Here is a 13823-nt window from a genome sequence, read left to right on the forward strand (position 1 = left end):
ATAAATCCTAGAAAAAAGCGAATTTCTCCCAATAAGTAAAGCATTTAAGAAGGGTAAAGAAAGCGAAAAACAGCATTTCAAAGTTTACAACGTTGTAAACCTCTTGTAAATTTACACAAAAAGGCTGCTTCCCAAAGGAAACTAAGCCTTTTACAAGAGTTACTTCGCTTGATTTTTAGAAATGCTTCTGGACTTGCCTTCTAAGTAAACCATCAAAATGGAAATATCTGCTGGATTGACACCAGAAATACGACTAGCCTGACCAATTGTTTCTGGATTGATTTTCTTAAACTTCTGTCGAGCTTCAGTCGCAATCGAGTCAATATCATCCCAGTCAATATTAGCTGGAATCCGCTTCTCTTCCATACGCTTCATCTTTTCAACCTGATCGAGAGCTTTAGAAATATAACCTTCGTACTTAATCTCTGTCTCAATCAGCTCGATAATCTTCTCATCAAGCTCTTCTGCTGCTGGACCAATGAATTGAACCGCATCTTTGTAAGACACTTCCGGACGTCGTATAAATTCTTTGGCAGTTACTGCATCCGTCAGAGGCTTAAAGCCAAGCGCTTCTACCTTAGCGTTTGTTTCCTTGACAGGCTTTAGTTTGATAGATTCCAAGCGCTTCATCTCATTGTCAAACTGATTCTTTTTAATCTCAAAACGAGCCCAGCGCTCATCATCTACCAGACCAATTTCCCGTCCCATCTCTGTCAAACGCATATCTGCATTGTCATGGCGGAGAATCAAACGGTATTCAGCTCGGCTGGTCAAAAGTCGATAGGGTTCTACGGTCCCCTTGGTCACCAAATCATCAATCATGACTCCAATGTAACCATCACTGCGCTTCAAGATCAACTCCGGCTTACCTTGGATTTTCAAGGCCGCATTAATCCCAGCAATAATCCCTTGACCTGCAGCTTCTTCGTAACCAGAAGTCCCATTGGTCTGACCTGCTGTAAAGAGCCCAGAAATTTTCTTGGTTTCCAAGGTTGCCCGCAACTGGTGGGGCATAATCATATCGTACTCAATGGCATAGCCTGTCCGCATCATCTCAGCATTTTCTAAACCTTTGATAGAGTGAACCAAGTCCTTTTGTACATCTTCTGGCAGACTGGTTGACAGCCCCTGCACATAAACTTCTTCTGTATCACGACCCTCAGGTTCTAAGAAAAGCTGGTGGCGTTCCTTATCCGCAAAACGGACAATCTTATCCTCGATAGACGGGCAATAGCGAGGGCCCACACCCTTGACTACTCCTGAAAACATAGGCGCCCGATGCAAGTTATTTTGAATAATCTCATGACTTTCCGCATTGGTATAAGTTAACCAGCAAGGCACTTGATCTTTCACATAGTCCTCATCACGAGAAGTGTAAGAGAAATGATTGGCCTTTTCATCACCTGGCTGAATTTCAGTCACATCATAATTGATAGATGATGCCTTGACACGCGGTGGCGTTCCTGTCTTAAAACGACCAATTTCAAAACCTAGATCTCGCAGGTTATCAGCCAAAGGAATGGCTGCCAGACTGTGGTTAGGGCCAGATGAATACTTGAGATCACCAATGATAATTTCTCCCCGCAAGGCTGTTCCAGTGGTAACAATGACAGCTTTAGCGGCATATTCCTGTTGCGTCGCTGTCTTAACCCCAATGACCTTACCATCTTCTACCAAGATTTCATTAATCATGGTTTGCCGCAAGGTCAGATTTTCTTGATTTTCAACAGTCTTCCGCATTTCTTTGGAGTAGACTTCCTTATCCGCCTGCGCCCGAAGAGCCCGAACTGCAGGTCCCTTACCCGTGTTGAGCATCTTCATCTGGATATAGCTCTTGTCAATATTCTTGGCCATCTCTCCACCCAAAGCATCTACTTCACGGACGACAATGCCTTTCGCAGAGCCTCCTATAGAGGGATTACAGGGCATAAAAGCCAGCATCTCAATATTGATGGTTGCCAAAAGAACCTTACAACCCATTCGACTAGCAGCAAGCGATGCCTCAACCCCAGCATGCCCTGCTCCAATCACGATAATATCATAACTTTCAGTAAAATTGTGTGACATTTCTTTTTCCTTCATTTTTTCACCAAAAAAGGCCAAATCTCTAGAAGTGCAGGACAAAAAAGCCTGCAACATCCATGAGCTTTGACCATCATAGGTATTGCTTATCTTATTTTAGCAGATTGAGCTGAATTGTCAATCTAAATGTACTGCAAGACTTGACCATTCTTATAAGCTCTGTCAATCAAGCCTCCACCTAGGCACTCATCTCCATCATAGAAGACAACTGCCTGCCCTGGAGTAACAGCCCTCTGTGGCTGATCAAAGTTGACAACTGCCTTGTCACCCTTTACAGTAACTGTCACTTTGGAATCAGGCTGACGATAACGGAACTTAGCTGTACATTCTATAGTAAATTCTTCTGGCATTTCTTTTGTGAAATGAACCTGACTAGCGTCAAGACTGGTTGACATCAAATTGTCATGATAAAAGCCTTGACCTACGTAAAGAATGTTTTGGCTGAGATCTTTTCCAACCACAAACCAAGGTTCATTATCTCCCCCATGCTGACCTCCAATTCCAAGACCACCTCGCTGGCCAATGGTATAATACATCAACCCAGCATGCTGGCCCATATCTCGACCTTCCAAGGTCATCATGCGACCCGGCTGGGCTGGTAAATATTGACTCAGAAACTCTTTAAAATTCTTCTCACCAATGAAGCAAATACCTGTCGAGTCTTTTTTCTTAGCTGTAGCTAAACCAGCTCTTTCAGCAATCGCTCGAACTTCTGGTTTTTCTAAATGACCCAGAGGAAACATAGTCTTTTGCAGTTGTTCCTGTGATAATTGGCTTAGGAAGTAAGTCTGATCCTTATTATTGTCCTTGCCACGCAACATATGAACAAGACCATCTTTGTCTCTCTTCACCTGAGCATAGTGACCTGTTGCAACGTAATCTGCACCCAGTGTCAAGGCATAGTCAAGGAAGGCTTTAAACTTGATTTCCTTGTTACACATGACATCTGGATTTGGAGTCCTACCAGCTCGGTATTCCGCCAAGAAGTATTCAAAAACGCGATCCCAGTACTCTTTCTCAAAGTTGACAGAGTAGTAAGGAATGCCAATCTGGTCTGCAACAGCTGCTACATCCTTGTAGTCTTCTGTGGCTGTGCAGACACCAAATTCATCTGTGTCGTCCCAGTTTTTCATGAAGATGCCAATTACATCGTAACCTTGCTCTTTTAAGAGCAAGGCAGTTACTGATGAATCAACACCTCCGCTCATACCAACAACGACACGAATCTTAGAGTTATCACTCATTGTATTCTCCCATCTTTTCGTTATTTCACGATTGAAGGTCGTGCTGTGCTTTCAACGATTGAAGGTCGCTTGAGCAAGCCCTATTATAGCACGAAAAGACTAGGAAAACAAATCAGAAATTTAACTAAAATTAGTAGATGTAAAGAATGTTTACAATGCTGTAAAGTTATTGATTTTCTCTTTTACTTTCCTCTCTAACGAAATTTTATAATATCCACTTTTAATTCATTTAAAAAATCAGCAGAAAGCCCTTAACTTTGTTATAATGAAAATAATAAATTAGCTGCAAGGAGAAATCATGACTTCACTAAGATTTCAATCTGTTTTTGATATTATCGGACCCGTTATGATAGGCCCATCAAGCAGTCATACAGCAGGTGCCGTCCGTATCGGAAAAATTGTCTCCTCTATTTTTAACGATGAGCCTACGGAAGTAGAATTCCAGCTCTTTAACTCTTTTGCCAAAACTTACCGAGGTCACGGAACTGACTTGGCTCTTGTAGCAGGGATTTTAGGTATGGATACAGATGATCCAGAGATTCCTAACAGTCTTGAAATCGCCCATAAACGTGGCATCAAGATTGTCTGGACGATTCAAAAGGATAGCAATGCTCCCCACCCCAATACGACAAAGATTACAGTCAAAAATGACCATAAAACAATCAGTGTGACTGGAGTCTCTATCGGTGGCGGCAACATTCAAGTAACAGAGTTGAATGGCTTTTCAGTATCTCTGAGCATGAATACTCCGACCATCATTATCGTCCACCAGGATGTCCCAGGTATGATTGCCCATGTCACCGAAGCTCTGTCACGCTACAATATCAATATAGCTCAGATGAATGTCACCCGTGAGAAGGCTGGAGAAAAAGCAATTATGATTATTGAAGTTGACAGCCGCAGCTGTGAGGAAGCCATCGATGAAATCCGCAATATTCCTCATCTGCATAATGTGAATTTCTTTAAATAGGAGAAAATATGTTTTATTCCATCAAAGAATTGGTAGAGCAAGCTGACTTGGATTACCAAGGAAATGTTGCTGAATTGATGATTACTACCGAGTATGAATTGACTGGTCGCGAAAGAGATGAAGTCCTGCGGTTGATGCATCGCAATCTGGAAGTCATGAAAGCCTCTGTCCTTCTTGGACTCGATGAGAGCAGGTCTCGCAGCGGATTGACTGGTGGTGACGCAGCAAAACTTGACCACTATATCCAGTCAGGAAAGGCTTTATCAGACCACACTGTGCTGACTGCTGCAAAAAATGCTATTGCTGTCAATGAGCATAATGCTAAAATGGGCTTGGTTTGTGCCACACCAACGGCCGGCAGCGCTGGCTGTCTGCCAGCTGTTCTCACATCTGCAATTGAAAAGTTGGGACTCTCAGAAGAAGAACAGCTAAACTTTCTATTAGCTGCAGGCGCTTTTGGCCTAGTCATTGCCAATAATGCTTCAATTTCGGGAGCTGAAGGTGGCTGTCAAGCTGAGGTCGGCTCCGCTTCAGCTATGAGTGCAGCTGCTTTAGTTCTGGCTGCTGGAGGCTCACCTTTTCAAGCTAGTCAAGCTATTTGTTTTGTCATCAAAAATATGCTGGGTTTGATTTGCGATCCAGTAGCTGGTCTGGTCGAAGTGCCTTGTGTCAAGCGAAATGCTATGGGAGCCAGTTACGCCTTTATTGCAGCTGATATGGCTCTTGCGGGAATCGAGTCTAAAATTCCTGTTGACGAAGTCATTGACGCTATGTATCAAGTCGGGTCAAGTCTGCCTACCGCTTTCAGAGAAACAGCTGAAGGCGGTCTAGCTACAACACCTACAGGTCGCAGACTTTCAAAAGAAATCTTTGGAGAATAACCTTGACAAATTTGTCAAGTAGATTTACTAGATAGTAAACAAGGAGACAAGATGAATCATTTGAAATATATCTTCTTTGATTTGGATGGAACCTTAGTTGACAGTTCAAAGGGCATCCAAGAATCCTTTGAATACAGCTTTAAACAACTTGGAAAAGAGTGTCCTGAAGAAAGTATTATAAAAAGTTTTATGGGTCCTCCTCTGGAAGTAAGCTTCGCTTCTGTTCTTGAAGAAAGCCAAGTTCCAGAAGCAATTAACTATTATCGCAGCTTCTATAAGGAAAAAGGCATCTGGGGCGTCCGCCTCTATGAGGGGATACCAGAATTGCTGAAACAGTTAAAAGAAGCCGGCTATCAGATTTATGTAACAACGAGTAAAAATCAACCCACAGCACAAGATTTATTAGCAAATCTAGCTATCTCTGACCAATTTGATGATATTTTTGGCTCACTGCCAGATTCATTTCACAAAGCAGATGTTCTGCGTCGAGCTCTGCGAACACTAGATGCAAATCCAGAAGAAACCATAATTATAGGCGATACAAAGTTTGATATAATTGGCGGTAAGGAAGTAGGAATCTTAACTTTAGGAGTCCTTTGGGGCTTTGGCAGCCAAAAAGAGTTACTAGAAAATGGATCAGATTTGCTAGCTAATTCTCCTAACCACATTTTAAAAATATTGAAAGAACACTTTTCATAACTTTACACAGCTGTCAATATAGATAAGATTGTTACCTTTAAATCTTAATCTACACTACCATTTTCTGCTTATAAATAGTCAATTTTTTGTAAACCAAAAAACCACAGAAATCTGTGGTTTTTTATTTCTATCTTAGTAACCCCAAGCTGAAAGTCCTTGAGCGCTATAGGCGCTATATGCTGATTGGATTTGATCATCAACAGTAGCTGTTGAACCCCAACCTGGCATTGTTTGGAAAAGACCACTTGCACCTGAAGGGTTGTAAGCATCTACTTGACCATTTGATTCACGGGCAATAATAGCTTCCCAAGTTGATGCAGGAACACCAGTCATTTCTGCCATACGTGATGCTGCATAAGAACCAGTTGCACCAGCGGTATTACCATTGCTAAGTACAAGGCCTCCTGAAGTTGCTGCTGAATTAGCTGTTGCTGCAGGTGCTGCATAATTATTTACGGGAGTTGCAGTTGCTGCTACGCTTGTTTCAGACGTTTTGGCACTATTTCCAAGTTCCAAGATTTGACCAACACGGATGTGATTTGGATCTGCAATCTTGTTTAACTCTACTAATTTCTCAAGAGTTGTATTTTTTTCGTTAGCAATAGCTGATAAAGTATCACCGGCTTCAACTGTATAGGTCTCAGCATTTGCAATACCTGAAACCAAGAAAGCCGCTGCAGCGACTGCACCTGTTAAAGTCCATTTTGCTGTTTTTTTGTTCATTAAAAAGTAATTCTCCTTTCGATGATAATACTATCTTACACATAAAATATTACCAAAAAGTTACATTACCAAGTCAAACGTTACAATAACATTTAGTTTAGACGTTAAAAACGGACTTTTAGAGCTTTTTTGCCAAATATTTTCTTTGACCAAATAAAAAATAGACAAGTTTAACTTATACTATTCTCTAAAAACACTTTAAACAGCAGGTCAGTTTTTCAATATATAAAGTAGAGTACCTAATATAAGTAAGCTAATAATAGCCAAGCTGTCATTTCTTTTCCATGCTAAGCGGCGAAAACGTGTCCGACCTTCACCTCCATTATAACCACGAGCTTCCATGGCAATAGCTAGAGCATCTGCCCTTTTAAAACTAGAAGCAAACAAAGGGATTAGAATGGGAATAATAGATTTAACCTTTTGAACAAGCTTTCCCTCGCCAAAGTCAACACCACGCGCCCTCTGGGCGTTCATAATCCGAGTAGTATCATCCATCAAAGTTGGAACGAAGCGCAGGCTCATAGAGAGCATCAGACCAATCTCATGTGCTGGCACCTTGAAAACCTTCAGAGGCTTCAGCAAAGACTCAACCGCATCGGACAAGCTTAAGGGCGTCGTTGTCAGAGTCAGAAGAGTAGAAAAGAAAATAATCAGAATAAAACGGCTAAAAATAATGCCAGCCTGTGACAGTCCTAGTTCTGTAATTCTGACAAAAGCGAATCGGAAGATTGTGGCCCCTCCCGAGGTCAAAAACAGCTGGAACAAGGTGGTAAAAGCTATGATAAACACCATAGACTGGATACCCTTTAAAAAGAACTTCAAAGGAACCTTAGACAGCAAGACCAGACTAAAAACGAAAACAAACAACAGCAGATTGGTCACAAGATTATTAGCCCAGAAAATTAATAGAATAAAAAGAAACATCGCCAGCAACTTGCTCCGCGGATCCAAACGATGGATGATTGAATTTCCGGGAATGTAGCGACCTAAAATCAACTTATCCATGCAAGATCTCCTTGAATTCTTCAATTGTAATAGGATAATGCGAGAAATTCATCCCTTTCTCCGCCAATTCGTGAGCAAATTTTGTAATCTTAGGAACACCCAATTGAATACTCTCCATAAAATCAAGATCCTGAAAGACCTGAGCAGGCTGACCGCTCTTGACTACTCTGCCCTTATCTAAAACATAGACTGTATCAGCAAAGTTGGCTACATCATCCATTAGGTGTGTTACCAAAACAATGGTCATACCGGCACGATGCAGCTCTTCAAAGAGCCTCATCAGTTCTTTTCGACCAGATGGATCAAGTCCTGCTGTCGGCTCGTCCAAAACCAAGATATCAGGCTCCATAGCCAGTATACCTGCTATGGCCACCCTACGCATCTGGCCACCAGAAAGTTCGAAAGGACTGCGATTGAACAAATCCTCAGAAATTCCGACTAAGTGCAGCTTTTCACGCGCCAAAGCTTCCGCTTCTTCCTTAGAAACACCAAAATTCTGAGGACCAAAAGCCACATCTTTCAAAACTGTTTCATCAAAAACTTGACTTTCCGGAAATTGAAAGACTAGACCGACCTTCTTGCGCACCTGTTTAATGTCTTTATTGATAGAATCAGCTGTGATGACTGTACTGCCTACTTCAACACTACCCTGATTGGGAACCAGCAAGCCATTTAAAAGCTGAAGAATGGTTGACTTACCGCTGCCAGTATGCCCGATAAGAGCTGTATAACTGCCCGATTTTATCTCCAAATCCACTCCAAAAAGCGCTGGTCCCTCAAAAGGAGTGCCAGCTTGATAAGTATAACTTACATTTTTGAGAGTAATGCCCATAGTTGATCCTGCAATTCTTTTTCTGTTAAGTAAGAGTCTGGCAGAGGAAGCCCTGACTGACATAAAGCCGCCTTTACCTGATTAACAAATGGCTGATCCAATCCTAGCTCTTCCAAATCTTCTCGAGAAAAAAGTTCTCTCGGAGTAGCGGTAGACTCAACCTGACCCTCTTTCATGACCAAAACACGGTCGCTTAAGGCTATTTCATCCAGGTCATGAGTGATAGAGATGACGGTCAGCTGATTCTTATCTTTAATTTTTTTCACGGTCTGGATAAGATCCAAACGTCCCTCTGGATCTAGCATGCTAGTTGCTTCATCCAAAATAATAATATCCGGTCTCAGAGCTACTACACCTGCAACAGCTACCCGCTGTTTCTGGCCTCCGGAAAGACGAGCTGGTTCACGCTCCTTAAAATCCTGCATGCCGACAAGCTCTAATGCTTGCTGGACTCGCTCTACCATCAGATCATAGTCCAGCCCTTGATTTTCCAAACCAAAGGCTACATCGTCTTCTACAGTTGCACCGACAAACTGATTATCTGGATTTTGGAATACCATACCAATCTGTCTGCGTTTTTCCCAGACATTTTCAGCTGTCAGTTTATCGCCTGAGATAATAATATCTCCGCTTTCAGCTTCTAAAAGACCGTCAATCAAACGAACAGTGGTTGATTTTCCACTGCCATTATGGCCAACAATGGATAACCATTCCCCTTTTTTTACTTGAAAAGAGACATCATTTAAAGTGTAATTCTCAGACTCACTATCGTATTTGTACTTAAGATTTCTTACTTCGATGATATTTTCCATATTATTTAAAGGTGTCTTTAAAGAGATAGGCACTTCCCTTGAAGTAGTCATATCCAGAATAAATCGTAAAGATTAAAGCGATATACAGAAGGACTTGCCCTAAGAGAGTCCAATGAATCAGTAGAAAAATAATAGCAAACATCTGCGTGAAGGTCTTGATTTTACCTGGCATAGCAGCCGCTAAGACTGTACCGCCTGTTTCCACTAAAAGCAAGCGTAGACCTGTTACTGCCAATTCCCGGCAAATAATAATAGCCACAACCCAGGCAGGAGCCATTTTCATCTCGATCAACATGATAAAAGCAGACATCACTAAAAGCTTATCAGCCATGGGATCAGCAAATTTACCAAAGTTTGTTACCACTTCCCACTTTCGAGCCAAATAACCATCTAGATAATCAGTTATACTGGCAAAAGCAAAGATAAAAGCCGATAAAATATGCATGGTGTAAGAATGACCGAATGTTAAAATCACAACAAATACAGGGATTAAAGCAATTCTAACAAGAGTTAAGGCATTTGGAATATTTTCTTTTTTCATGGTATTCTCTTCGTTTTTATCCTTTCGTAATGTTCAAACTAATGGTTCCACTATCACTAGTCAAAGCCGAAGTATCTAGTTTTTGTCCCTCTATCGTTACAGTTGCTCCTTTAACAGGTGCTAACGTAATGAGATACTTATTTCCTGGCTCAAGAGAAACCGTCTGGCTTGATTTTTCAGGAGATAAGGTGATGCCTTCGGCTAGTTCTGAATCGCTTATGCTTACCAAATTGGTCGTTTGCTCCACAGAAACGGTCACTTTGACAGGCTGACTTGCTCCGCTGTACTCAGCAATCAAATTATCTCCGCTTCCACCAACTGTCAACTTGCTAGCCGAGGAAGAAACTGACTTAGAATCAGCCGAAGAAAAGGAACCCATCTGACTATTAGTACTTGTAGAAGACACCAGACTATAATTACTGTTAGATGCTTTGAAACTTACCGAATTAGTGTGAGCATAGCTCCAGATATAGTATGCCACGAAAGCAGCAATAGCTGAAGCCAACAAGAGAAAATAGAACAAGGGCAGAAAAGAGCTTTTATTTTTATTTTTTCTGCTCCTAAATTCCTCATCTGCTGCCAGTGCCACTTCATCAAAGACAATCATCTCACCAGCTTCGTAAGCCTCCAAAATAATGGATTCATCCAAATCTACAGCCCAAGCATATTTCCGCAAGAAGCTACGGGCATAGAAAGGACTAGGAAGCAAATCATAATCATTTCGTTCCAGCGCTTCCAGCAAATCCTGCTGGATATCTGTCTTTTTTGACAGTTCCTCTAAGCTCAGCCCTTGATTGGTCCGGGCAAGTTTCAACACTTCTCCTATCGTTTTTTTTCTCATACGTACTTTTCCCTTATTTCTATTTTTCACTATTTTAACAAAATTTTAAAAACGATTCTGGAATTATTTTGGAAAAATAGTAAAATCTGTCATATCACACCGATTGATAAATCGATGACCTAGTTTTATCACATCATTCAGGCTGATATCCTGTAAAATTTTCGGCAAATCAAACAAATTCTCACCCGTCAAATGCGGTTCATATTGGGTTGCAATATACTCAAGCGAGTTTAAACCGTGCAGAAAATCACCAAACATCTCACTTTTAATCGTATCCAAATGCTCTTCTGTCACATCCGGATCCTTATCAAAATTCTTGATGGCTGAGCGAAATTGATGAGAAAGTCCCACCGGCTCCTGAGTATCCATCGTCAGCATGACAAAGTGAAAATCTTTTTCTACTTCCACTTCCAACGTTAAAGAATTATCCATTTTCCCACTTTCATAGAGGGATTGGAAACGCTTAGAAGTCCAGCCAAACATCATGGCAAATAAGAGTTTCAAAGTGATTTTATAGCGATACAACTCCGATTCATCAACAAAATCTGTCCCTCGAATCCCAACTGCCAGTTTTGGACTAGCTACCTCCATTCGGTAGGTGTCCGTTGATACCACTGGGTGAAGACTAACAGGAATTTTTTCAATAGGTTCCGAACTCCCAGCAAAAACTAATTTTGCCTGCTGTTCTGCAATCTCTGCAGCTATCTGTTCCAAATCAAAATTACCAATCACAAACAAAGTCATATTAGAAGGATGATAAAAGTTCTTGAAATTTTCCTTCAAATTTTCGACGGTTATCTCAGAGATAGATTCCTTCGTTCCTGCAATGTCTTCTGCCAAAGGTGTTTGAGGATAGAGATTGGCCAAGGCTCCAAAAAAGAGACGATAATCTGGATTATCCTGATACATTTCAATTTCTTGACCGATAATATCCTGTTCCCGCAAAATGGATTCTTTTGTGAAATCAGCCCGATGCACAAGTTCTTGCAAAAGTTGGAGGTTTTCTGAAATGTTATCCGTTGCAGAAAACAGATAGCTAGTCCGAGTAAAGCTTGTAAAGGCATTGCTCTCAGCCCCTAGCTTAGTAAATTCCAGCAGCAAATCCTTTCCTTGCGGGCCTTCAAAAAGCTTATGTTCCAAAAAATGAGCTATTCCAGCCGGATATTGAGTGACCTGCTTGGTTTCACGTGAAACAATCCCTGTATCCACTGAACCAAAATTAGTTGAGATAATCCCATAAGTTTCATTAAAATCATTTTTAGGCAGAAGAAAAACACGTAAACCGTTTGCTAATACTGTCTGATAGACAGTTTCTCCCACTGCTGAATAATTGATTTTTTCTAGTACTTCTCCCTGCATTATTTTCCTTCCATAAAGTAAATAGCTTGTAATTTTAAGAGACCAGCTGCTTTGATAATATCATCCTTACGAACCTGTTCCAAAGCTTCCAGCCAAGCTTCAAGAGATAAGAATTTTTTCCCTAAAACAGAAGCCATATAAGCTCTCTCTAAGATTGTATTCTGTCGATCCTGAGCTAACAATACTGAATTTCTCAGCATTTTCTTGGTTTGATTCAGTTCTTCCAGACTAAAATTCCCACGCTTCAAATCAGCAATCTGTCGGTTGATTAAAGCAACTGTTCTGGTCCGATTGCTACGATCAATACCAGCATAAATCCGCATCATTCCTGAAAAAATATCAAAATTGCTAGAAATTGTATAAGCCAGCCCTTCCTTTTCACGAAGATTGACAAATAATTTCGAATGGGCAAAGCCACCTAGCAAAGCATTTAAAACGACCAAGGGCAGGTGCTCACTCTCTCCGTACTGAATAGGGAAGTGATAGGCCAACTCAATAATTGACTGATGGACATCTTTCTGCTCCAGTCCTTCTCGTAAAACATTGGAATATTCTTGCTGATAAACTAACTGAAGTTCTTGTTGGCGAGGTGCAAGATTGAAAGATTGAATTTTCTCCCGAACAGCCACTTCATTAAAGTCCCCAATAAAGAAAAAGTCAATCTGATTTTCCTGAAGCATCTGCTGAAAAGCAGCAAAACTGCTTGCAGCTGTCTCTTTCTGGATTAATTCAATCGTCCCAACACGAGGCATCTGCATTTCCTCTTCTTCATAAAAGAGTTTGTCTAATTCTCGATGAGCATGATAAAAATGATTCTCAATTTCTGCTTCCAAATCATTCAAGATATTTTTCTTCTCAATTTCAAAAGCAGATTCATCAAAAGCGTCCTGACTTACCAATGGAGAAAACAAGCTGGCTTTCAAAAAATCAAGCATGGCATCTGTCAGGACATTCTTGCGACTCAAAAATTTATCCCGCACAAAAGAAAGATTGATATCTAAATAATGGACCAATCCTCTCCTTGAAAGACTCGTAGAATAATCAGCTCCATACAAATTGGCCAAACGTTCTCTGAAGGCCTGCGAAGTAGGATAAACCGCATTGACAGTTTCTAGCATGCTGGCTGTTAAAACCCGACCAGCTACTGTTTCTTTGGACATAGGCGCTGAAAAACGAACCTTAATTTTGTTTGTTTTAAATTTTTCTGATTGAATAAAATGGAGACGAACTCCTTTAGTGATTTCCATGACGCCCCTCATACTGAATAATATAGACTACTATTATATCATGAAATGCCTCTGATTTGTTTGTTCTACCAAGCTTTTTGCTGATTAAAACGTTTTCTGATAACAGGAGAAAATTTCCGATTTTATCCAAAGCACCTCAGCACTTTTTACTAACAAATATGGTATAATGACAGGGTTGAGGTGAAATATGGAATATAAATTATTTGATGACTACATCACGCTACAAGCCCTTTTAAAAGAAACAGGAATTATCCAAAGCGGCGGAGCAATTAAAACATTTCTAAGTGAATATCCAGTCCTTTTTAACGGTGAGCCAGAAAACCGCCGGGGAAAAAAACTCCGTGTCAATGACAGGATTTCCCTTCCCGAGCAAGGAATTGAAATTGATTTAACAGCCCCTAGTCAAGAAGAAATTCTGCAACACCAGAAAGAAATCGCAGAAAAAAAACGAGTTGCTGAACTTGTCAAAGCCATGAATAAGGATTTAAAAAAATCGCAGACTTCTAAAAAAGAAAAGCGTAAGAATACAGGGATACCTAAAAAGCAGAAAACTACTAAAAGCCCTGTTCGCTTCCCTGGTATCTAAT

At 40.8% G+C, this 13823-nt stretch carries 14 protein-coding genes; 4 read left to right on the forward strand and 10 right to left on the reverse strand.

From position 1 onward, the window contains the following. Window positions 1–159: 159 nt before the first annotated feature. Window positions 160–2067 (reverse strand): tRNA uridine-5-carboxymethylaminomethyl(34) synthesis enzyme MnmG, encoded by a 1908-nt coding sequence (mnmG, locus tag K1I80_RS10675; RefSeq protein ID WP_223313921.1) that lies wholly within the window; start codon window positions 2065–2067, stop codon window positions 160–162. Between the two features lie 137 nt (window positions 2068–2204). Further along, window positions 2205–3326 (reverse strand): tRNA 2-thiouridine(34) synthase MnmA, encoded by a 1122-nt coding sequence (gene mnmA, locus K1I80_RS10680; protein WP_223313922.1) that lies wholly within the window; start codon window positions 3324–3326, stop codon window positions 2205–2207. Window positions 3327–3624: 298 nt separating this feature from the next. On the opposite strand from mnmA, the gene sdaAB reads away from it, so the two are divergent. The 3 genes from sdaAB to K1I80_RS10695 are packed head-to-tail and all read left to right on the forward strand — an operon-like array spanning window position 3625 to window position 5876. Continuing rightward, the gene (gene sdaAB / locus K1I80_RS10685; RefSeq protein ID WP_002899403.1) at window positions 3625–4296 is read left to right on the forward strand and encodes an L-serine ammonia-lyase, iron-sulfur-dependent subunit beta; all 672 of its coding nucleotides are present in this window, start codon (window positions 3625–3627) and stop codon (window positions 4294–4296) included. Between the two features lie 8 nt (window positions 4297–4304). Continuing rightward, window positions 4305–5177 (forward strand): L-serine ammonia-lyase, iron-sulfur-dependent, subunit alpha, encoded by an 873-nt coding sequence (gene sdaAA / locus K1I80_RS10690; RefSeq protein WP_223313923.1) that lies wholly within the window; start codon window positions 4305–4307, stop codon window positions 5175–5177. A 51-nt stretch (window positions 5178–5228) separates the two neighbouring features. Further along, window positions 5229–5876 (forward strand): HAD family hydrolase, encoded by a 648-nt coding sequence (locus K1I80_RS10695; RefSeq protein WP_223313924.1) that lies wholly within the window; start codon window positions 5229–5231, stop codon window positions 5874–5876. A gap of 132 nt (window positions 5877–6008) precedes the next feature. Here the strand turns inward: K1I80_RS10695 and K1I80_RS10700 are convergent, their stop codons facing one another. The 8 genes from K1I80_RS10700 to yfmF all read right to left on the reverse strand — a co-directional run bounded on the left by K1I80_RS10700 (window position 6009) and on the right by yfmF (window position 13236). Next, a complete protein-coding gene (locus K1I80_RS10700; protein WP_002894257.1) occupies window positions 6009–6599 on the reverse strand; it encodes a LysM peptidoglycan-binding domain-containing protein in 591 nt (196 codons plus the stop codon). Between the two features lie 210 nt (window positions 6600–6809). Beyond that, on the reverse strand, window positions 6810–7604 hold the full coding sequence (locus K1I80_RS10705) for an energy-coupling factor transporter transmembrane component T family protein (RefSeq protein WP_223312483.1): 795 nt from the start codon (window positions 7602–7604) through the stop codon (window positions 6810–6812). Next, entirely contained in the window at window positions 7597–8436 is an 840-nt protein-coding gene (locus K1I80_RS10710; protein WP_223313925.1) for an energy-coupling factor ABC transporter ATP-binding protein, read from the reverse strand. Before K1I80_RS10710 ends, K1I80_RS10705 begins: the two co-directional genes overlap by 8 nt. Further along, window positions 8412–9248 (reverse strand): energy-coupling factor ABC transporter ATP-binding protein, encoded by an 837-nt coding sequence (locus K1I80_RS10715; protein ID WP_223313926.1) that lies wholly within the window; start codon window positions 9246–9248, stop codon window positions 8412–8414. The genes K1I80_RS10710 and K1I80_RS10715 overlap by 25 nt, the downstream gene beginning before the upstream one ends. Before the next feature lies 1 nt (window position 9249). Next, window positions 9250–9789, reverse strand: a complete 540-nt coding sequence (gene pgsA / locus K1I80_RS10720; protein WP_048773852.1) for a CDP-diacylglycerol--glycerol-3-phosphate 3-phosphatidyltransferase — start codon at window positions 9787–9789, stop codon at window positions 9250–9252. 16 nt (window positions 9790–9805) lie between these two features. Then, a complete protein-coding gene (gene rodZ, locus K1I80_RS10725; protein WP_075202717.1) occupies window positions 9806–10660 on the reverse strand; it encodes a cytoskeleton protein RodZ in 855 nt (284 codons plus the stop codon). A 33-nt stretch (window positions 10661–10693) separates the two neighbouring features. Further along, complete coding sequence (yfmH, locus tag K1I80_RS10730) at window positions 10694–11989, reverse strand: EF-P 5-aminopentanol modification-associated protein YfmH (protein ID WP_223313927.1); 1296 nt, start codon at window positions 11987–11989, stop codon at window positions 10694–10696. Further along, a complete protein-coding gene (gene yfmF, locus K1I80_RS10735) occupies window positions 11989–13236 on the reverse strand; it encodes an EF-P 5-aminopentanol modification-associated protein YfmF (protein ID WP_317627756.1) in 1248 nt (415 codons plus the stop codon). Before yfmF ends, yfmH begins: the two co-directional genes overlap by 1 nt. Before the next feature lie 187 nt (window positions 13237–13423). On the opposite strand from yfmF, the gene yaaA reads away from it, so the two are divergent. Next, on the forward strand, window positions 13424–13822 hold the full coding sequence (gene yaaA / locus K1I80_RS10740; protein WP_223313929.1) for a S4 domain-containing protein YaaA: 399 nt from the start codon (window positions 13424–13426) through the stop codon (window positions 13820–13822). Window position 13823 lies beyond the last annotated feature (1 nt).

This window comes from Streptococcus sanguinis, from assembly GCF_019929225.1.
Classification (GTDB): Bacteria; Bacillota; Bacilli; order Lactobacillales; family Streptococcaceae; genus Streptococcus; species Streptococcus sanguinis_J.

Coding starts and splice junctions, on each gene's coding strand:
- sdaAA (WP_223313923.1), top strand. CDS start 4,305: ATGTTTTATTCCATCAAAGAATTGGTAGAGCAAGCTGACTTGGATTAC.
- K1I80_RS10715 (WP_223313926.1), bottom strand. CDS start 9,248: ATGGAAAATATCATCGAAGTAAGAAATCTTAAGTACAAATACGATAGT.
- K1I80_RS10710 (WP_223313925.1), bottom strand. CDS start 8,436: ATGGGCATTACTCTCAAAAATGTAAGTTATACTTATCAAGCTGGCACT.
- yfmF (WP_317627756.1), bottom strand. CDS start 13,236: ATGGAAATCACTAAAGGAGTTCGTCTCCATTTTATTCAATCAGAAAAA.
- K1I80_RS10700 (WP_002894257.1), bottom strand. CDS start 6,599: ATGAACAAAAAAACAGCAAAATGGACTTTAACAGGTGCAGTCGCTGCA.
- yaaA (WP_223313929.1), top strand. CDS start 13,424: ATGGAATATAAATTATTTGATGACTACATCACGCTACAAGCCCTTTTA.
- K1I80_RS10695 (WP_223313924.1), top strand. CDS start 5,229: ATGAATCATTTGAAATATATCTTCTTTGATTTGGATGGAACCTTAGTT.
- mnmA (WP_223313922.1), bottom strand. CDS start 3,326: ATGAGTGATAACTCTAAGATTCGTGTCGTTGTTGGTATGAGCGGAGGT.
- sdaAB (WP_002899403.1), top strand. CDS start 3,625: ATGACTTCACTAAGATTTCAATCTGTTTTTGATATTATCGGACCCGTT.
- pgsA (WP_048773852.1), bottom strand. CDS start 9,789: ATGAAAAAAGAAAATATTCCAAATGCCTTAACTCTTGTTAGAATTGCT.
- mnmG (WP_223313921.1), bottom strand. CDS start 2,067: ATGTCACACAATTTTACTGAAAGTTATGATATTATCGTGATTGGAGCA.
- yfmH (WP_223313927.1), bottom strand. CDS start 11,989: ATGCAGGGAGAAGTACTAGAAAAAATCAATTATTCAGCAGTGGGAGAA.
- K1I80_RS10705 (WP_223312483.1), bottom strand. CDS start 7,604: ATGGATAAGTTGATTTTAGGTCGCTACATTCCCGGAAATTCAATCATC.